This window comes from Pedobacter sp. AC402 (genome assembly GCF_979252805.1).
The window spans coordinates 81,832-99,393 of sequence record NZ_CEEDAI010000004.1; the positions used below are offsets into that span (position 1 = coordinate 81,832).

General features: G+C 38.6%; 22 protein-coding genes. 16 read left to right on the forward strand and 6 right to left on the reverse strand.

Features of this window, described 5'->3' with window-relative positions:
* Positions 1-70 precede the first annotated feature (70 nt).
* The 5 genes from AC0IWE_RS03285 to AC0IWE_RS03305 all read left to right on the forward strand — a co-directional run bounded on the left by AC0IWE_RS03285 (position 71) and on the right by AC0IWE_RS03305 (position 2,664).
* On the forward strand, positions 71-1,033 hold the full coding sequence (locus AC0IWE_RS03285) for a hypothetical protein (RefSeq protein ID WP_471791904.1): 963 nt from the start codon (positions 71-73) through the stop codon (positions 1,031-1,033).
* Positions 1,015-1,242, forward strand: a complete 228-nt coding sequence (locus tag AC0IWE_RS03290) for a hypothetical protein (protein WP_471791905.1) — start codon at positions 1,015-1,017, stop codon at positions 1,240-1,242. The genes AC0IWE_RS03285 and AC0IWE_RS03290 overlap by 19 nt, the downstream gene beginning before the upstream one ends.
* A gap of 191 nt (positions 1,243-1,433) precedes the next feature.
* The gene (locus tag AC0IWE_RS03295) at positions 1,434-1,844 is read left to right on the forward strand and encodes a hypothetical protein (protein ID WP_471791906.1); all 411 of its coding nucleotides are present in this window, start codon (positions 1,434-1,436) and stop codon (positions 1,842-1,844) included.
* Entirely contained in the window at positions 1,841-2,242 is a 402-nt protein-coding gene (locus tag AC0IWE_RS03300) for a hypothetical protein (RefSeq protein WP_471791907.1), read from the forward strand. Before AC0IWE_RS03295 ends, AC0IWE_RS03300 begins: the two co-directional genes overlap by 4 nt.
* A gap of 2 nt (positions 2,243-2,244) precedes the next feature.
* On the forward strand, positions 2,245-2,664 hold the full coding sequence (locus AC0IWE_RS03305) for a protein-export chaperone SecB (protein ID WP_471791908.1): 420 nt from the start codon (positions 2,245-2,247) through the stop codon (positions 2,662-2,664).
* 310 nt (positions 2,665-2,974) lie between these two features.
* Here the strand turns inward: AC0IWE_RS03305 and AC0IWE_RS03310 are convergent, their stop codons facing one another.
* Positions 2,975-3,172 (reverse strand): hypothetical protein, encoded by a 198-nt coding sequence (locus tag AC0IWE_RS03310; protein ID WP_471791909.1) that lies wholly within the window; start codon positions 3,170-3,172, stop codon positions 2,975-2,977.
* A gap of 520 nt (positions 3,173-3,692) precedes the next feature.
* Between AC0IWE_RS03310 and AC0IWE_RS03315 the strand changes: the two genes are divergently transcribed.
* The 5 genes from AC0IWE_RS03315 (at position 3,693) to AC0IWE_RS03335 (ending at position 7,458) form a co-directional block, all read left to right on the forward strand.
* A complete protein-coding gene (locus AC0IWE_RS03315) occupies positions 3,693-4,028 on the forward strand; it encodes a Crp/Fnr family transcriptional regulator (protein ID WP_471791910.1) in 336 nt (111 codons plus the stop codon).
* Positions 4,029-4,056: 28 nt separating this feature from the next.
* Positions 4,057-4,263 (forward strand): hypothetical protein, encoded by a 207-nt coding sequence (locus AC0IWE_RS03320; RefSeq protein WP_471791911.1) that lies wholly within the window; start codon positions 4,057-4,059, stop codon positions 4,261-4,263.
* A gap of 76 nt (positions 4,264-4,339) precedes the next feature.
* The gene (locus AC0IWE_RS03325) at positions 4,340-5,200 is read left to right on the forward strand and encodes an SDR family oxidoreductase (protein ID WP_471791912.1); all 861 of its coding nucleotides are present in this window, start codon (positions 4,340-4,342) and stop codon (positions 5,198-5,200) included.
* 295 nt (positions 5,201-5,495) lie between these two features.
* On the forward strand, positions 5,496-6,581 hold the full coding sequence (locus tag AC0IWE_RS03330) for a glycosyltransferase (protein WP_471791913.1): 1,086 nt from the start codon (positions 5,496-5,498) through the stop codon (positions 6,579-6,581).
* A gap of 79 nt (positions 6,582-6,660) precedes the next feature.
* The gene (locus AC0IWE_RS03335; protein ID WP_471791914.1) at positions 6,661-7,458 is read left to right on the forward strand and encodes a glycosyltransferase; all 798 of its coding nucleotides are present in this window, start codon (positions 6,661-6,663) and stop codon (positions 7,456-7,458) included.
* A gap of 343 nt (positions 7,459-7,801) precedes the next feature.
* Here the strand turns inward: AC0IWE_RS03335 and AC0IWE_RS03340 are convergent, their stop codons facing one another.
* The gene (locus AC0IWE_RS03340; RefSeq protein ID WP_471791915.1) at positions 7,802-8,053 is read right to left on the reverse strand and encodes a galactosyltransferase-related protein; all 252 of its coding nucleotides are present in this window, start codon (positions 8,051-8,053) and stop codon (positions 7,802-7,804) included.
* Between the two features lie 276 nt (positions 8,054-8,329).
* Between AC0IWE_RS03340 and AC0IWE_RS03345 the strand changes: the two genes are divergently transcribed.
* Entirely contained in the window at positions 8,330-8,509 is a 180-nt protein-coding gene (locus AC0IWE_RS03345) for a hypothetical protein (protein WP_471791916.1), read from the forward strand.
* Between the two features lie 351 nt (positions 8,510-8,860).
* On the forward strand, positions 8,861-10,690 hold the full coding sequence (locus AC0IWE_RS03350) for a glycoside hydrolase family 2 protein (RefSeq protein ID WP_471791917.1): 1,830 nt from the start codon (positions 8,861-8,863) through the stop codon (positions 10,688-10,690).
* Between the two features lie 122 nt (positions 10,691-10,812).
* On the opposite strand, the gene AC0IWE_RS03355 is transcribed toward AC0IWE_RS03350, so the two are convergent.
* Both AC0IWE_RS03355 and AC0IWE_RS03360 read right to left on the reverse strand, forming a co-directional pair.
* On the reverse strand, positions 10,813-11,034 hold the full coding sequence (locus AC0IWE_RS03355) for a hypothetical protein (RefSeq protein ID WP_471791918.1): 222 nt from the start codon (positions 11,032-11,034) through the stop codon (positions 10,813-10,815).
* Positions 11,027-11,692, reverse strand: a complete 666-nt coding sequence (locus AC0IWE_RS03360) for a manganese catalase family protein (protein ID WP_471791919.1) — start codon at positions 11,690-11,692, stop codon at positions 11,027-11,029. Before AC0IWE_RS03360 ends, AC0IWE_RS03355 begins: the two co-directional genes overlap by 8 nt.
* A gap of 380 nt (positions 11,693-12,072) precedes the next feature.
* Between AC0IWE_RS03360 and AC0IWE_RS03365 the strand changes: the two genes are divergently transcribed.
* Positions 12,073-12,267: a hypothetical protein gene (locus tag AC0IWE_RS03365; protein ID WP_471791920.1), complete on the forward strand. Its 195-nt coding sequence runs from the start codon at positions 12,073-12,075 to the stop codon at positions 12,265-12,267.
* A gap of 81 nt (positions 12,268-12,348) precedes the next feature.
* Here AC0IWE_RS03365 and AC0IWE_RS03370 read toward each other — a convergent pair whose 3' ends face one another.
* Entirely contained in the window at positions 12,349-14,802 is a 2,454-nt protein-coding gene (locus AC0IWE_RS03370) for an outer membrane beta-barrel protein (protein WP_471791921.1), read from the reverse strand.
* A gap of 387 nt (positions 14,803-15,189) precedes the next feature.
* On the opposite strand from AC0IWE_RS03370, the gene AC0IWE_RS03375 reads away from it, so the two are divergent.
* The 3 genes from AC0IWE_RS03375 (at position 15,190) to AC0IWE_RS03385 (ending at position 16,928) form a co-directional block, all read left to right on the forward strand.
* The gene (locus AC0IWE_RS03375; protein WP_471791922.1) at positions 15,190-15,786 is read left to right on the forward strand and encodes a Crp/Fnr family transcriptional regulator; all 597 of its coding nucleotides are present in this window, start codon (positions 15,190-15,192) and stop codon (positions 15,784-15,786) included.
* Positions 15,787-15,864: 78 nt separating this feature from the next.
* On the forward strand, positions 15,865-16,248 hold the full coding sequence (locus AC0IWE_RS03380; protein WP_471791923.1) for a DUF4260 domain-containing protein: 384 nt from the start codon (positions 15,865-15,867) through the stop codon (positions 16,246-16,248).
* A gap of 173 nt (positions 16,249-16,421) precedes the next feature.
* On the forward strand, positions 16,422-16,928 hold the full coding sequence (locus AC0IWE_RS03385; protein ID WP_471791924.1) for a 2'-5' RNA ligase family protein: 507 nt from the start codon (positions 16,422-16,424) through the stop codon (positions 16,926-16,928).
* Positions 16,929-16,984: 56 nt separating this feature from the next.
* On the opposite strand, the gene AC0IWE_RS03390 is transcribed toward AC0IWE_RS03385, so the two are convergent.
* The gene (locus tag AC0IWE_RS03390) at positions 16,985-17,470 is read right to left on the reverse strand and encodes a glycosyl-4,4'-diaponeurosporenoate acyltransferase CrtO family protein (protein WP_471791925.1); all 486 of its coding nucleotides are present in this window, start codon (positions 17,468-17,470) and stop codon (positions 16,985-16,987) included.
* Positions 17,471-17,562: the final 92 nt, after the last annotated feature.

The window sequence follows — 17,562 nt, forward strand, 5'->3', positions numbered from 1 at the left end:
GTAAATTCGGTTACATTTTTCACCTAAAAAAGGGCTATGGTTCGAGTTACGGATCAAGCGGTTCCACGATGTGCCGCATTTGCTTTGGGACCGGTATCCAAGAAAACGGATCCGGATAAAAGTTTACGAAAACTTAAACCGCTACAAAGGAAAGGAGCGCGAAGACTATGCTCAGCAGCTGGTGGCCAAATACAGGCTCTTATTAAATACCCTTAAATATAATCCGTTTGAAGAAGAGCTCGGACTCGTAACCGAAGTTGTGATCAAGGAAACGGTATCCGTGGATGAAAAGATCGCAGTTAGAGAAAAACAGATATCCGAAAACCAAAAGGGAAATACCAACATTACTACAGCGCTTGCAGATTACCTGCAGAGTAGGATTGAACGTACCGATAATACCAATTCGCATTCGACACACCGGGGCGTTATAAAATGGTTTACCAAATACCTGACTAATTACGATCCTTTGAATTTTAGCGTTTCGGATATAACCAGGCAGCACATTGCAGATGCTCTTCTTTACGCTAAGAAAAATAATTCATGGAACCCAACTACCTATAACAGCAATATAAACCTGATCATGACCGCATTCAATTGGTTTGAGATGGATGAATATATTTTAAAGAACCCGGCAAAAGGAAAAATACAAAAGGTCAAAGCAACAGTTGGCAGGCACATCTGGTACAAAAGAGATATCGCAGAGAAAATTAAAAAATTCATGATCAACCATGAGCAACGGATGATTTACAATGCGTGTGCCTTTACTTATCACCTATGCGTGAGAAGTCAGCAGGAACTATTGAAGTTAAAAGTTGAAGATATTGATTTCCGTTTAAAAAGAATCCGCTTTAGAAAAGAGGTTTCAAAGAATGGGATGGAAGCTTACCGGGATTTTTCCCCAGAATTTGAGAAGATTGCATTTTCCATGAAGCTGGATAAAAAGCTTCAGCACTTTTATATTTTGGCTCAGGTGGTGAGCCATCAGAAAAAATGGCCGGGAAAAATTCACTATCTATGCCTTACAAAAAAGTAAAGGACAATCCAAAGGTAAAGCTGAATGATGACTATACCATATATGGCTGGAAGCATACCAGAGTTATACATGGAATGATGAAAGGAACCGATGTTTACCAGATACAGCATTTGTGCCGGCACAGTAGTATTGAAGAAACACAAAAGTATATGCGGATTTTTGATATCAGTTTGAGAAACGTATACGAGCCTGAAGATCTTTGTTTCTAGACTGAATTTGTATCTATATAGGTATATAAATTCCGAATTTTGATGATGTATTCTACTTTACAACTTTACATTTTGAAATATATTTTGTAAAAAATTTCATGAATAACTTTTGAAACAGTATAATTGCATTAAACAATTGCTAAATTTGTTGCTCTCAATGTTAAACCCATTCACCCAAACCGTACTTAACCATGTCTAACTGGAATCAAAAATCAGTGGCAAGTATGGATGCTGCGACTTACCTATTAGATAATAATTTACATAATGAGAGCGTTCATTGCTCATATTACAGTTGTGTTCAATACGTTTTTCACGTCATGTACAGTTTTTGGAATATGCAGGTAAATGAGATTGATCATCAAAGTAAGAGCAACATTAATGGTGTTGGTACTCATGTATGGTTAAGGAATGAAATTTTTAAAAGCATTTACCAGCAAAACAAGGAGGACGCTAATCTGTTTAATACAAAGATGGGCGAACTTGTCAAAGTGCGAGTTAAAGCTGATTACAAATACAAAATTGTTAGTGATGAAGAAGCGAGGCAAGTGCAAGAGGAAGCGAGCTCTGTTTTAGATTTACTTAAAAACGTTTACAACATATGATTAGTCAGAAAGACTTTATTCAAAGCAGGTTGAGAAAACTTGCCGATTCATTTAAAACAATAAGAAGTGATTTTTTCTACGATAATCACACAGAGACTTTTTATGTGCAACTACTACCCAAAAGCCAGTTCAATAATAAAAAGGGCTTGATGGATTGTTCTGCTGATATCGTATTTGATTTTATTAATGCCTACCCAAATAATTCACTGGTATTTTTTACTGAAGGAAGCTTAGTTCAAACTGATGATTTGGAATTGATTCAGTCCAACATTATTTCGAAAGAGCCTTTGACTGATATAATGTCTTTCATTCAAAAGCCATTTGCTACTTATGAACTTGACTTACAAAAGCCACTCAAAGAATTTAATTCAGAAAATACATATGCATTAGCAGCATAACCATGTCGAACATAAAAAAATCACCATTTAAATTAGAGTCATTTACAGTTGTAAATTTTTCAATCGAGCGTCAACCTATTAAGCAGTCAGAAGGAGAAATTGATATTACTCCTTCAGGTGTTGTTGATAAGAACAAAAAAACATTTTCCCTTATTCTTGACGTAAAAGTTAAGGATAAAAATGAAAGCTTTGTGATAGATATGTTATGTATAGGTTTATTCAAATTTAAATCATCTATTGATCCACAAGAACTTTCCGGTTTTTTTCTGGTGAACGCTCCAGCAATCATTTTCCCATACGTAAGATCTTATATATCTGCTGTAAGTGCGTTGTCAGGATTAGAAGCTGTGAATCTGCCTGTGATGAATATGAGTGGACTAAAAGAGCAACTTTCGCAAAACATTAATACTTTGGAAGATTAGTTCTTATTTTTACCAATGACAATATCAATAAGCTTCTGAATATCATTTTCACTGAGTTTGCTACGATCGTTCAGATTTGTCAGCCATTTTCCATTACGGGTAAACAGCATGCCTTGGAAAAAATTATCTATGTAAATTTGATAACTTTCGACTGCACCATATGGTGCAAGCAATCTGACTTTGCCATATGAGGACTGAAACGAAATGTCTTTTTTGAGTATATCCAAAAATAACAAAAGCAATTTATTAAAAGATATATTGTATAGATTTTATTCCTTTTGTAAACTCACGACATAATAATGCACTAACATCATTCGATGGCATATGTGGGCATTTCGGCAAAAATGGCCAGCCGTTCCGCATTTAAACTGTCACCCCATTTCGCTTTAAAGTGACCACCTGTTTCGGAGCAAACTGGCCGTTCTGATCTTTTGATCAGCTTTTTTTCGCAACTGGCTTTCGGGAATAATTTTTCAATTTCTGCATAAATAAAGGCTCCTGGGAGCATATCTACTATTCGGGATGGACTACGGTCACTTCGCTGTTTTGAAGGGGGTATGGCGTTTTTTTTACGCGTTCCAGTACCTGCGAATGGATTTTGATCACTAGAAAGGTCTGAATTGAGGATAAATCCGGCAGTAAGATGAATTAAACCGAAAAGTCCTGAGGAAAATGGATTTGGATCCGAAGTGTATATTTGTTCAGAGGGAAAGGAACTTAGATGTGCATCATCCGGTAATCAAATTGGTGGCCAGTTAGGCCCGAAACATAGGGGTCACTTTCACCGAAATACCCCACAATCCCTAAGTCGGATAAGAAAGAACATACGTTAACGCTTTTTACCATTTGGTAAAGGTAATCATGTAAATTCAGTGCAATTTTGTGTTTATAAATTAAAAAACAATCATGAAGACAGCATTATTTACAGGTGCCAATAAAGGCATAGGATATAGTCTTTTCGTAAAGGCTGAGTTTATTGCTCGCTTTTTTTAATTAGAACTGATTACGCTATATACTATCTTTACATCATGGAAGCGATGATAAATCTTATCCTGCAATTTGGCGACCTGAACAAACAGCAGATCGAATTCTTACTAAGCAAGGCAGAAATGCTCGAATTAAAAAAGCACGAATACCTGTCGGAAGCCGGAAAGATTCCCCGTTATGTGGCGTTCGTGGTTGAAGGTGTGTTCCGCTTTTGTTATTATAACAACAAGAGTGAAGAGATCACCAATTATTTTGTAGACGAATGCAATTTTGTAGTTGACAACGAAAAGTTCGAATCGCAAATCGCAGCTTCTGAATATGTGCAGGCCGTTACCGACTGCAAAGTTCTTGTTTTTAATAAAAAAGAATTGGGATGAGATATCCAATACCATTGTGGGATGGGAAATGATGAAGGCAAAGATGGTCAAAAAATGCCTTACCCTGGCCATGGAGCGGCGCAGTCCACTAATATCAGAAGATGCCACTACCCGTTACCTAACTTTTATTAAAGCTTTTCCCAACATCATCAACCGCATCCCACTTTCTTACGTGGCCTCTTACCTGGGCGTCACCCAGCAATCATTAAGCAGAATACGCCGTAGTATTCATTAACTGCTTTTTTTACCATTTGGTAAATGTTCTTGTAGTGCTATTTTCAATATTTGCATAGTCATTAAATAATATAAAGATGAGCAAAAAAATTGTATTGATAACAGGAACAAATAGTGGTTTTGGCTGGCTTACCGCACACAGCGTAGCTGCCTTAGGACATCAAGTGTACGCTACGATGCGCGACACAAAAGGCCGTAATGCCGATAAAGCGGCTGCCCTTTCGGCCTTAGAGAACGTAACGGTTTTGGATGTTACCCTGACTGATGATGAAAGCGTGAAGCATGCCGTTGACCTTATTCTCGAGAAAGAAGGAACCATTGATGTGCTGGTAAACAATGCCGGTTATAGCATGAGCGGTGTAGCAGAGAGCTTTACCACGGCCGATGTGCATACTACATTTGATATTAATGTTTATGCCCCGTGGCGATTGATGAAACAGGTGCTGCCCGCTATGCGTACGCAGGCTGATGGACTGATTATTAACGTAACCAGCGGCTTTGGAAGGGTATCGTTTCCATTCGCCACTATATATGCAGCCTCCAAATTTGCGCTGGAGGGAATAAGCGAAGGCCTGCATTACGAGGTAAAGCGTTTAGGCATTGATGTGGTTGTTGTAGAGCCGGGTGCTTTCCCTACCGAAATGCAGCAAAAAAACAACCCTGCATCTGATCAGGGTGTATTTGAGGGATATGGCGCTATTGCTGATATTCCCAACAAAATGTTTGCCGCATTAGGAGGAGAAATGCACGCTAAGAATCCTAACCCGCAGGATGTTGCTGATGCCATTGTAAAACTTATTGGCACTTCAAAAGGTTCCAGGCCGTTACGCACAGTGGTTGATCCCATAACCGGTCAACACATTGAAGCTGCCAACAAAAGCATAGCCGAACAGTTTGCCAAAGGGCTAACAGTATTCGGAATGGGCGAACTATTGTAGTTTTAACAGCATTAACCGGAACGGCAGTGGCATAAAGCTACTGCCGTTTTTGTTTGTAGCTATTTCAGCATTGTAGGCAATACTTATAAAAAGCCTTCACCAAAACACCTTTCCAAAGCACAGCGCGGTATACGGGTAAAACCCTTTTGCTGATAAAATTCCAGCCTTCGCAGTATAGTCAGCACAGTTCCCCCTTCTGCAATGCTTGTTTACAATAATTTGATAACAAAATGGAAATTTCTTTCAAATTGAAAACTTAAGGCAGATTTTCACAGTTGTTATATAAACAATATTTATGAACATTGGAATAATTGCGCATCTTAAACATCCGATAAAAAAGCCCTTTATGGGAGGCCTGGAGGCTTTTACTTATGATATTACCCAACGATTGATTGCCAAAGGACATACCGTCACTTTATATGCCAGTGAGCTGTCAGACCCAGAATTGAACGTTCATGTTATTTTTAGCGATATGGATTACGATCGCGAAACATTCAGCAGATTTCGTTCGCACGAGTTAAGCGAAGATTTCATATCTACCCACCATGCCTATCTGGAGCTGATGCAGGATATCGATAGTAAAGATCATGACATTATATTCAATAATAGTTTAAACTACGTTCCCATAACCATGAGTACTATTATTAATACGCCCATGGTTACCGTTCTGCACACTCCGCCAATATTTGAGTTAAAAAGGGCAATGTCGCATGAGCGGAAGAGTGGCAAAATGCGCTACGTAAGTGTATCATATTCAAATGAAATAGCCTGGCGTCCATACTTAAATTATTGTGATGTAATTACTAATGGGGTTGATTTGCAGGCTTGGAAATATGTTGAGCAGCCTTTAGGTAAATATGTAATTTGGTTTGGACGGATTCATCCTGATAAAGGTACGCATATTGCTATTCAGGCGGCCAAAATAGCCGGTTACAAAATCAAAATAGCAGGAAGTATAGCAGATCACCACTATTATAATACTTACGTGTTGCCCTTACTGGATGAGGGGGTAGAACTTTTAAAAAACCGTTCTCATAAGGAGTTGAGTGATTTGGTTGGAAATGCGCTATGCGCGGTTATCACACCCTGTTGGGAAGAGCCTTTTGGTTTAGTAGTTGCTGAAAGCCTTGCCTGTGGAACGCCCATAGCAGGAATATCAAAAGGTGCATTGCCTTTTTTAGTCAATAACGAAACTGGAAGCCTGACCAGCAGTGCCGACCCTATTGAATTGGCTAAATGCATTGAAAATGCCGTAGGCTTAAATAGAAGAAAATGCAGGGAACATGCAGAAAGGTCTCTTAACATCGATCATATGGTAAATGCATATGAGCGTATTTTGATGGATACAATTGATCAGAAAAAGAATGTCCCAGCCATGTAATATTGCTTTTTATGTCCATCATCATGGTTCAGGTCACATCATGCGGACCCTTGCCATAGCAAAGGCATTATCCAACTGCATGGTAACTTTGTTAGGAAGCGACCTGGAAAATTATATGCACATAATTCCATCACATTATAAAGTGATACACTTACCTATGGATACCCCAAGTAGCAATGATTTATATGTGGGTAACAATCTTCCTGCAGGGTTGCATTATGCTCCATTGAATATTGAGGGGCAGCGAAAAAGGGTAAATATCATGACACATTTTTTTTCTACGGTTTTTCCGCTGCTTCTGGTAGTGGATGTTTCAGTGGAAATTGCTATGCTAGCCACGCTCTCAAGTGTTCCGTTCATTGTTGTAAAACAACATGGAGACCGGATAGATTTGCCTCATATCCATGCCTATAGCAATGCTGTAGGTGTACTTGCACCATATCCCAAAACGATGAGTGGGAACGACATTAAATGGATTATGGAAAAGACTTTTTTTGCCGGCGGCATATCGCGCTTTAAGGTACGGGAAGATGCCGCTGACCCAAGGGAAAAGCAAGTATCAATAGTTGTGGGCCAGGGTGGTACGAGCATCAGCATTCAGTTAATTGAGCATATCGCAAATTGCTGCCCAGATTGGTGCTTACAAGTACTCGGTGAGGTAAAAAACCCAAATAACACATATGAAAATATTTGTTACCACGGTAAAGTATCGCATCCCGACGGTATTATGGAAAAGTGCTGCATCGTTATTGGCAATGCCGGACATAACACGGTTATGGAGGTAGCTGCTTTAGGGAAAAGGTTTATCACAATTCCTGAGGATCGTCCATTTAATGAGCAAGTGGTAAAAGCCCGTGTACTGCATGAGCTGGATTAGCCAGAATAATACCCCCCCAGGATTTATACATTACGAGCTGGCGGGAAATTTTTGAAAATATGGTTACGGTAAAACCGGTTTGGAAAGGAATGATCTCAGATAAAGCCACCACACTTGCCGCTGAATACTTAAAAAGTATCTACAACACTGTTTTTAAAACATCAAGTGTGCTTTAGCGCATCCTCTATCTGCTCGCCTGTGGGATATTTTAAAATTTGCAATTTTCCATTTTCAAATTCAGTAAAGCCCATGGCACAAAATTTATCAAGCCAACCCTGCATTGGCCACATTCCCCATTTAACGTTAAAAAGACTGGCATTTTTTACTACATCGTTTAAATGATTTAAAGGTGGATCGTAGCTGGGATGATATTGATGATAAGCTGTAGCATTAATAGTATGGTGGTTAATTCCTGTGCTTTTGCAGAAAATGCAAAGTCAGTATCTTCGGCACCATAACCAACGAAATTTTCATCAAAACCACCAATTTTGGAGTAAACATTTTTTGAACAACCAAAATTTATAGACCAGAATAAATGGTACGGGTATTGATCAAGATTACCACGAATAGGATCAATGGTAGATACCTCATGCATTCGATCTAATAAATCAGGCCGGTCCATAGCAGACCTTGAAAGATATTCTTATCCTTCCCGATAGTAGCGAATCTTGCTCGGAAAATGAATTTTCATATACCTGAACAAAATTAGTGGAAGGGATACAGTCTGCATCCAAAAATATCATTTGATCATATACTGCTTTTGACGCAGAAAAGTTTCTTGCAGAAGCTAAAGGTATTGGTTCTTCAGAAGAATATTTATATTCTTTAATGGGAAAAGGGAATCCGCTAAACCATAAATTTCTTCATTCATATGAACAATTATAAGCTCACCAGGGAGTTTGATTCCATTACACAACCCATCAATCAGATTCAATATAGCAGTTTTGCGATTGCGCACAATGGTAAGAATGGAAATGTTCATAGTTTGCTAACCTTTTTTATTGTAAATAGTTTTAAAGCCAAAACAGAAACAGAATTTGTACGCTATTAAGGCTCGGTCGTTATCATGTTTGATTCCACAACCTTGAGAATTAATGAGAATCGAAAAATGCTTGATTATTAAATCCTTTCAATCTTCTTGCCCACATCCTTTCAGAAAGATTTTGCATAATAAATTATTCGTCCATCAAAAAGGCTTTGTAATTCAGGTGTTGTTCCAAATCAATTCTTAATTAAAATTATTTAAGTTTCACACTTGCATTAAGTAACGTTAATTTGATTGCATGTTTTTTCAGCTTTTGTATTGTTTTTTGCTGTGTATTTAATACGTAAATCGATTTATGTTTATTGAAAATTACTACATTAGTATTTAATAATTTAAAATACTAACCAGATAGAGGAGATGAAAAATACCGGTTTACCTTTTATATGCCTAATAATCCTGATTCAGTTGATTTATTGTAAACCTGTGTTTTCTCAAACAGGGAAGCTGCCCACTAAATGGACAGAGGAAGCAATGAAGGCATCAAATCCATTTCCTGATTATCCACGTCCACAGTTGGTACGCACAGAATGGAAATCTTTGAACGGCAAATGGGATTATATTGGTGGAAAGGATAAACCGCGGGCTTTAAATCCGCAAATACCAGCGTCATTTGCCTCAAAACATGAACAGATTCTTGTTCCTTATTGCCCAGAATCAGTTATCTCCGGTATTGAACGGAATCAGGAGATCAATATGTGGTACCGGAAACGTTTTGACATCCCGCAGAATTGGAAGGGGAAAAATGTTCGGATCAATTTCGAGGCGGTCGATCATGACGCGACTGTTTTTGTAAACGGAAAAAAGGCTGGTTCACATTCGGGTGGTTACGATTCCTTTTCATTTGATGTTACTTCATTTTTGAAAGCAGGAACAAATGAGGTGATTGTTGCGGCCCACGATTTAAATGACGGCAGGATGCCTTCAGGAAAAAACGGGCCAAGAGGTGATTATACCTTCAGCTCCGGGATTTGGCAGGGAGTTTGGCTCGAGCCGGTTGGTGCAAATTTTATTAAAAACATCAGGTTATTGCCAGATCTGGAGAATAGCAGGTTAAAAATAACCGTAGATGGAGGTTCCTCTCTCATCTCCGCTGTAGCACTTGATGGCAATAAGGTCGTATCAAAAGTAGAGGCAAGCGCTGCAAAGGAATTTTATCTTCCCATAACTTCTCCCAAACTTTGGAGCCCGGATTATCCTTTTTTATACGATCTGAAAATTACGCTTAAGGATTCCAAAGGAAAAATTGTTGATGAAGTTAGCAGCTACTTCGGAATGCGCGAAATCAGTTTGGGCAAGGTAGAAGGAGTAGTACGGCCGTTGCTGAACGGGAAATTTATTATGCAGGTTGGTCTTCTGGATCAGGGGTATTGGCCTGACGGGATTCTGACGGCACCGGGCGAGGATGCGCTGAAATCTGATATCGAATTTACAAAGAAAGCTGGCTTTAATCTCATCCGCAAACACATGAAAACGGAGCCCAAGCGCTTTTATTATTGGGCGGATAAGCTGGGGATGCTATTGTGGCAGGATATGCCGGCAATCTGGTACCAGAACGAAGATACGGCAAGGGTACGGCCTGCTTTCAGGCGTGAGCTAAAGGCCATCATGGACGATCATTATAATTCACCTTCAGTAATTACCTGGGTTCCATTTAATGAAAACTGGGGTGCTTTTGATGTACGGGAAATTACAGATTGGGTAAAAAAATATGATCCTTCAAGATTGGTGAATGGAAATTCTGGCTTTAACAACAATCCCGGTTATCAAAAGGCGGCCGGTGATCCGGGTAACGGAGATTTTGTAGACACACATATCTATGTAGGTCCTTACGAGGCTTCGATGCCTGATGGGAAAAGAGCAGCTTCTCTTGGTGAGTTTGGGGGGGTGGGCCTTTTTGTAAGGGATCATATGTGGCCTGTAGAAAATAATGCTTACGCTTATGAACCGACTGTTTCTGCGCTGACTGATAGGTATCTACTTTTACTGAGCCAGGTAGAGCAGCTGATGAAGTACAAAGGGCTCAGTGTTGCAGTTTACACCCAAACCACTGATGTGGAGCATGAAGTGAACGGGTTGTTGACCTATGACCGGGCTGTTGAAAAAATGGATGTTAAAAAGATAAGTGAAATCAATAAGGCGGTGATTGCTGAAGGGCTAAAAATAGGTAATCAACTTAAGAAAAAATAGCCTTGTAATGTTTGGTTTAATTATTTGTATTTGAAGATAATATGAAAACTCAAACCAGTAAAACAACCGATGGCGCAAATTAAGTTTTTAGCCTTATTTTGCGCCAACAGTTGATAGATTGATTATGGCAGTAGGGTATCTTTTATGTTCTCAATCAATCCTTTATCAGCACCAGTCATTTGCTGCTGCTGTGCATAACCTTTCACATCCGGAATACCCAAATCCGGAATGGGGGCACCAGGCTGTGCCGTAATTACATGAAACTCACCTTTTCCATCAATTGATGGCCCGCTTGCCCCATCGGCCTTGTGATGCTCCCGGATTTTCAATATTTGTTCATACAAAAGCATAGTCAAAACCAGGAACATGGTTTTCTCTTGGGAAAGTATTCGGAATAGGCAAATTTTCACCTACACCACCTAAATCTTCCAGTACAGCAAGCCATTGATTTTGGTGCATAGCGTCTCTGGTAATCAGAAAAGACAGCATATCTTTCATTCCTGAATCGTCGGTCAACTCATAGAGTCTGGTTGCTAAAACTCTTCCTGTTGATTCGGCCATCACATTAGCATACATATCTGCTGCAATATTTCCGCTTCCTACCACCCATGATCCGTTGAAAGGTACACCGTTGCTATCTACAGCCATTGCGGCTAAGCCTGAAGATAATACCTGCCTTGGATCCATACCGCCCAGGATGTTGCTAACAAGAGGATTTTCTCCCGCAATTTTATCTTTCAGCTCATTGGTAGCACCATCCAGATTCAATGCTACAGCGGTGCAGAGCATTTCGATGTGAGAGATTTCCTCTGTACCGGTATCTAAAAGCATGTCTCTGTATTTATTTGGTCCGCGGTTTCCCCATGCCTGAAACAGGTATTGCAGGCAAACCCTGATTTCTCCCTCAATGCCGCCGATAGCTTGCTGTAGTAATTTCGCAAATGCAGGATTGGGTTTATCTACCCTAACTTTGTACTGCAGGTTGTTGTCGTGATAAAACATAGATTTTAAAATTTAGTTATAATTATTTAGTGATTTTAACTTGTTTTACTGCTGCATTACATCATTTAACCGGTAACAAGTAGGCATTTTGGGGCATGGTACAATAAAATTATCCGCTTGCTTTTGATTAATTGCGTAAGCAACTAAAATTTAAACCCTATAAAAGCATGAAAAGTTGCCGGCGTAAATACCTGTTTTGCAAAGCGATCTACGTGTTTATGCTGAAAAAAACACTGGATGTTTCTTTGGTATTGATCATCAGAAATGGACTTAATCAATCTTAATTGTGTAGAATACCTGGTGCATGTGCTAACTACCTGATTTATATTCTTTTGAAAACAAAGTCGTATGGCTGTTGTCATATGAGAAAAGCACAAGTCATGAAAAATTATATTAAACTGTATTTGATTCCAATAACGGTATTGCTAACCAACTGCACTTCAGGGCAGAATAGTCCTGCTGATTCTCATCCCGGAAGCGGATCAGTAAAAGCTGGCCGTAATGATGGAGCAACAGAAAAGAAAGATACCAGCAAAACAGATTCGACTGGTAATGATAATAATAAGGTGCAATAAGAGCTATATCTATGATAAAGTATGTGGACGGTTAAGTTATTGCGTTCTGCTTAAATTCTACCGGAATAATACTGGTTGTTGCTAAAGCCTTTGCGATTCATTTTCTAATCCAGTTCTGCGGCTGTCGTTTGATTTAATTTTGGTATTTCCAAAACGATAGGAGAAATTTAATCTAATCTGCCGGGTTTCGCCCATATAGGTGGTGTGAAGTAGTAAATTATTAAGCTGGGCATCAGTAATAATTTTATTAGTCCTGAATATGTCAGAAGCTGCTAAGCTCAAAGTTGCTTTATCATGCATTAAACGTCTTTGCAGGCCAATGTCAAACTGCGAATTACCTCTTATATAGCTATTTAATCCGCTTATGCTTTTTGATTTAATTACGCCTGTAGCCTCTGCAGTAATGCGGGCAGGTAGTTTAAAGGTTTGTTGAACATTAATTGTACCCGCAAAACGGCTTCGGTTGTAATTTCCATAGGCTGTAGTTCCCACTTTATTTTCCAGCAGATAACCCATGCCCGTCAGGCTCATATTCCACCATTTTGCGAGGGTGAGCTGTTGTGTTACGGTTAAATTTAAATTGTTTTGAAATCCAATATTCCGGGGTATCATATCAATAATGTTCCGATCCGAAACTTCCGTAATGGTGCTGCTTATATCACTTGTATGCGTATAACTTGTAGAGATAGTTGTTTTTTTGTAGCTGTATTGGAGTGCTAAAGTATTCGCATACTGCGCTTTCAGGAACGGATTTCCTTTCCAATAAGAAAGCTCATCTATAGGGTATGCAAATGGGTTCAGGTTGTTGTAGGCAGGGCGGTCGATGCGACGGGCAAAACTTAGATTGTAGGTGCCTTCTTTTCCGGTTTTATAAGTTATTGCAGCTGTTGGAAAAATGTTAAGGTAATTTCTGACTACAGAAATTTCGGATAGGCCACTACCTTCGGTTGGCTGTAAGTCTCCTTTAGAATGGGTGTGTTCCAGTCTCACTCCGATATCGAAACTTAATTTATCATTCACAGGTGCCTCATATTTTAAGTATGCAGCATTTATCCGTTCATTGTAACTGAAAGTATTGGAGCGGTTAAAATCAATAGCTTTTACGTTGCTGTTAACATTGTACTGGTTAAAAACATTTTCAGCGTCTACGTCAGAAAATTTAGCACCTGTGAACATTTTTCCTTTACCAATTGGAAAGCTGTAATCAGCCTTAACCGCATAGAGTTTAATTTTCCGGCTATTGGAAATAAGGAAGTTATTGGAAGACAGAAATATTCCTTCAGGTGAATAATAGGCGTTAGTGCTCAGGTTATCTATAGCGGCATCAAAAACACCGTAATCTGCATCTATGTCCAAACTGGTTCGATTACGGCCTTTAAACCTGTAGTTTAAATTTGCATTATAACGGCTCGCCAATTGTTCGGGATAGCTGCTCTCACTGATAAGTTTTTGTAAAAGTGCCCCTGTAGTTTGATCAAATATATTTGTTGTCGGCGTAATCAGGCCGCCACCACTTGAAGAATTGGCCTTCAACAACACTCCGATTGTTTTATTGGTATCTATTGCGTAATCCAAACCCACGGTAGATCCAATATTATGTTTTTTATCAACGTCATGATTGGAGTTTAAATATATTTTTCCATTTGTTGTACGGTCATAGTCGTAGTCCATTGTATAATGGCCAAAATTATGGTTGTAACTACCAAACGCACTCAGTTTACCTTTTCTGTAATTAATGCTCAAATTGGTACTTTGCTTTAAGGTATTACCGTAGGCCACACCATTATTAATTCTACCGTTAAACCCTTCGGCAATTGATTTTTGAAGCACCAGGTTAACAATGCCACCCGTTCCTGCGGCATCGTACTCAGCCGAAGGGTTTTTAATAACTTCTATAGCTTTTAATTCAGCTGCAGACATTGATTTGAGCAGTTGCGCCAGCTCCTCAGCCTGAAGATACGTTTGTCTGCCATTGATCATTACCAAGGCACTACTTGCTCCGTTAAGCGTAATTGTATTATCCTGGTTTACGATTACTCCTGGTGTTTTTTTTAATGCTTCCAGGCCGTTTAAACCCTGAGCGGTTATGCTGTTTTCAATGTTGTAAATCATTTTCCGGCCTTCTATTTTAACAAGCGGCTTACTCCCTGAACTTTGAATAACAACATCTTTTAAACTACGGGTGGTAGTTCCAATCTTTATACTACCCAGATCCATGTTGCCTGATACTTTTAATCGGTCGCTTTGGTAAGCCAGTGTGCCCAAATAACTGATCGAAATCATATAAGTACCAGCCTTTACTGCAAAAGAGAATTCCCCATTCTTATCGGTAAAGGTTTGTTTAATTGCCTCACCATCAGTGCCATTTTTTAAAAATAAGGTTGCACCTGCTAAAACTTCATTGTTCGTATTCCTGATGATACCTTTTAACCTATAACCCGGAGTATTTTGTGCAAATGATTTCGAACAAAAACAGGTCAAGATGAAGAATAAATAACAGATATTTCTTAAATTGTTGTTTATTATAATGCCCAATTGGATCAAATTTTATTGTTAATTTCTTTAAACTGCCTTAACATTTCCATTGCCTGCTAAACTATACTTAGCCTTTTCCCTGTAAAAACAGCGTTAATTCTTATTTTGAACTGTATTGAGCAGTAATATATATGGCTTTGATTATTATTTCGCATCATAAGCAAAGGAGGCTTAGGCGAAATCGGTTAATTAGGTTAATGGTAAATGATTTTTGAAGGTAAACATTTTTGCAACCGCGTTTAAATTAAACTGTTCTTTTCTTTTTATATCACTTGGTGGCGTTAATGCTCATTTGAAATTGGTTGCGCTCTTAAACATTTAAAGTTGTGTAGATAGGAGATCGTTAAGCACAATTTATTTCTTATTATTAACGAAATATTATTCCATATGCCTGCTGAACAAGATATTTCGCTTTTATTTAACCTTATAAATAGCTTTGTACCGCTCACACAGCAAGATAAGGAACACTTGATTCCGCATTTAAGTTATAGAAATGTGAAAAAGGGAGATTACTGGTTAGCCGAGGGCGAAAAGGAACAGCAGGTTGGTTTTATCCTTGAAGGAAGTATGAGGCACTTTTATCTCCATGATGGAGAAGAAAAAACAACATACTTTTATTTCGAAAACAATCTGGTTAGCTCATATTTCAGTGCATTAACAGGAACTCCTTCAAAATTATCCATACAGGCCCTGTCTAACTGTCGCTTAGTATCTTTTCCATATAAAGTGCTGGTGCTTATGTATGAGCTATCGCCAAAATGGGAACGTTTTGGGAGAAAACTGGCAGAATATTTAGTAATCGGACTTGAAGAAAGGATGGTTGAGCTTTTGGTGCTTTCACCTGAAGAGCGGTATAACAGGCTTTTTAACAGCAATAAGAAAAAGATTCTTGAAAGAATGCCCCAACACCTCATTGCCAATTATCTTGGTATCACTCCGGTAAGCCTAAGTCGCATCCGAAAGCGAGCCGGTACAAAAAAGTAAATCCTGCGTATTTATTATCTTTTGTTAACGTTTCAGGCTTAAACTATTATTGAAATTTGAGGCTTAAACTAAAAGAAAATGAAAAAACTTATCAGGGCAGAAGCCATCGTACCATTTTTAATCATTTTACCCCTCATCTACGCTTTACCCATTCACTTTGCCTGGTGGATGTGGGTACTGCTATTTTTAGCTCCCGACATTAGCATGCTTGGCTATTTGTTCGGCAATAGGGTAGGAGCGCTTTCTTATAATCTTTTCCATCATCAACTTTTGGCTGCCGCTATAGCAGTTATTGGTTTCATTCTTCATCACAATTATATAGAACTGGCAGGGTTGATGCTTTTGGGGCATAGTAGTATTGATCGGGCGATGGGTTATGGCCTTAAGTTTTCAACCGGATTTAAATTTACACACCTCGGAAGTATGGGGGGTGGCGAGTTAACGAATAATGAGGCAGTTTAGCGCATGAAATACACACTTATAAAAGCAAATATTTACCAAGAAAAGCAATGGCGAAACTTCCAAAGGATATTTTCCAGACTCCAGAAGGCAACTGAAGCAAATAATGATTATTATCGCATTTAATTATCGAATAAAGTGCTAAGCACAAAAAACACAAATCCAATTTCTAGTTTATGGAAATTTTCGAGCCACCCTGTATTCTCACAGCCCGCATTGACGATAAAAGCAAGGTGTTTTTTGATGAAATGAGGTCACGTTATTTTCCTCCAGAGCGAAATTTGCTAAGTGTTCATCTTACGTTGTTCCATAAGCTCCCTGATACAATGCAGACACTACAGATAGTAGCAGATGTAGCTCAGCAGCCTTTCGAATGCTGGGTAACAGCTTTAAAGAGTATTGGTAATGGTGTGGCTTATTTTATAGAAAGCAATGAACTTTCACAACTCCACCGAAATTTAGAGAATCAATTCCATCCGCACTTAAGTGCCCAGGATCGGCAAACAATTAGGCCGCACATCACCGTACAAAATAAGGTGAAACCTGAAGCGGCAAAAGAACTATTACAGCTACTTCAGCCCAACTTTGAGCCATTTAAAATAACTGTACATGGCCTCGATCTCTGGCATTACCTCAATGGCCCCTGGAAACATTACAGGTATTTTAACTTTGAAGCTTTGTAGTTCATTTTATTACTTTGCTCCATTGCTAATGAGATGATAAAGAAATTAATCCTGATTTACTCGACTAGATTTGATGCCCTGATTGCAAGTATTCTATTGTATTTATCAATCCGCCTTTTATTTTGTTGTTGCAGCAATGTTGGGTAAAGGTTCAATAATATATTTACAATCATAATTGTTAAAGCAAATAAATACTGACCCTTAACTATTTTTACTATGGCAAAAGCCGTTACAAATGCAAAACCGATCAAATGACTGATTTCTGCAATAGTCATTTCATGGCGGAGGTTGGGTAATTCAGATGGCTGAATTTTTTTCTTCATGGATAGCTTTGGGTTAAAATATTTAAAGAAAGAATGTATAATGATCCATTTAAATATTCCTATGCCAATGTAACCGTTCATCCGCTCATTTTTGAGGAAATTGAGGTTAGTCAGGTTCTGATTATAATATGTTGATTTGATCAGGATTGCATGCACAACCATTCCTATAATCCATGAAATAACCGAGATGGAAAAGCTAAACGTGAGGTACTTTATCATTAATTTGTTGTTGAGCGAAATTTTTATAAAAATATAGGATTTATTGGCATTCTGTGATAAAAATATTTTCTTTCTTAAAGATTACTGGGCTT

Excerpts from the sequence above, each read along its gene's own strand:
- AC0IWE_RS03290 (WP_471791905.1), top strand. The coding sequence starts at position 1,015 with ATGCCTTACAAAAAAGTAAAGGACAATCCAAAGGTAAAGCTGAATGAT.
- AC0IWE_RS03295 (WP_471791906.1), top strand. The coding sequence starts at position 1,434 with ATGTCTAACTGGAATCAAAAATCAGTGGCAAGTATGGATGCTGCGACT.
- AC0IWE_RS03300 (WP_471791907.1), top strand. The coding sequence starts at position 1,841 with ATGATTAGTCAGAAAGACTTTATTCAAAGCAGGTTGAGAAAACTTGCC.
- AC0IWE_RS03305 (WP_471791908.1), top strand. The coding sequence starts at position 2,245 with ATGTCGAACATAAAAAAATCACCATTTAAATTAGAGTCATTTACAGTT.
- AC0IWE_RS03310 (WP_471791909.1), bottom strand. The coding sequence starts at position 3,172 with ATGCTCCCAGGAGCCTTTATTTATGCAGAAATTGAAAAATTATTCCCG.
- AC0IWE_RS03315 (WP_471791910.1), top strand. The coding sequence starts at position 3,693 with ATGGAAGCGATGATAAATCTTATCCTGCAATTTGGCGACCTGAACAAA.
- AC0IWE_RS03320 (WP_471791911.1), top strand. The coding sequence starts at position 4,057 with ATGATGAAGGCAAAGATGGTCAAAAAATGCCTTACCCTGGCCATGGAG.
- AC0IWE_RS03325 (WP_471791912.1), top strand. The coding sequence starts at position 4,340 with ATGAGCAAAAAAATTGTATTGATAACAGGAACAAATAGTGGTTTTGGC.
- AC0IWE_RS03330 (WP_471791913.1), top strand. The coding sequence starts at position 5,496 with ATGAACATTGGAATAATTGCGCATCTTAAACATCCGATAAAAAAGCCC.
- AC0IWE_RS03335 (WP_471791914.1), top strand. The coding sequence starts at position 6,661 with ATGGTAACTTTGTTAGGAAGCGACCTGGAAAATTATATGCACATAATT.
- AC0IWE_RS03340 (WP_471791915.1), bottom strand. The coding sequence starts at position 8,053 with ATGCATGAGGTATCTACCATTGATCCTATTCGTGGTAATCTTGATCAA.
- AC0IWE_RS03345 (WP_471791916.1), top strand. The coding sequence starts at position 8,330 with ATGAACAATTATAAGCTCACCAGGGAGTTTGATTCCATTACACAACCC.
- AC0IWE_RS03350 (WP_471791917.1), top strand. The coding sequence starts at position 8,861 with ATGAAAAATACCGGTTTACCTTTTATATGCCTAATAATCCTGATTCAG.
- AC0IWE_RS03360 (WP_471791919.1), bottom strand. The coding sequence starts at position 11,692 with ATGTTTTATCACGACAACAACCTGCAGTACAAAGTTAGGGTAGATAAA.
- AC0IWE_RS03365 (WP_471791920.1), top strand. The coding sequence starts at position 12,073 with ATGAAAAATTATATTAAACTGTATTTGATTCCAATAACGGTATTGCTA.
- AC0IWE_RS03375 (WP_471791922.1), top strand. The coding sequence starts at position 15,190 with ATGCCTGCTGAACAAGATATTTCGCTTTTATTTAACCTTATAAATAGC.
- AC0IWE_RS03380 (WP_471791923.1), top strand. The coding sequence starts at position 15,865 with ATGAAAAAACTTATCAGGGCAGAAGCCATCGTACCATTTTTAATCATT.
- AC0IWE_RS03385 (WP_471791924.1), top strand. The coding sequence starts at position 16,422 with ATGGAAATTTTCGAGCCACCCTGTATTCTCACAGCCCGCATTGACGAT.
- AC0IWE_RS03390 (WP_471791925.1), bottom strand. The coding sequence starts at position 17,470 with ATGATAAAGTACCTCACGTTTAGCTTTTCCATCTCGGTTATTTCATGG.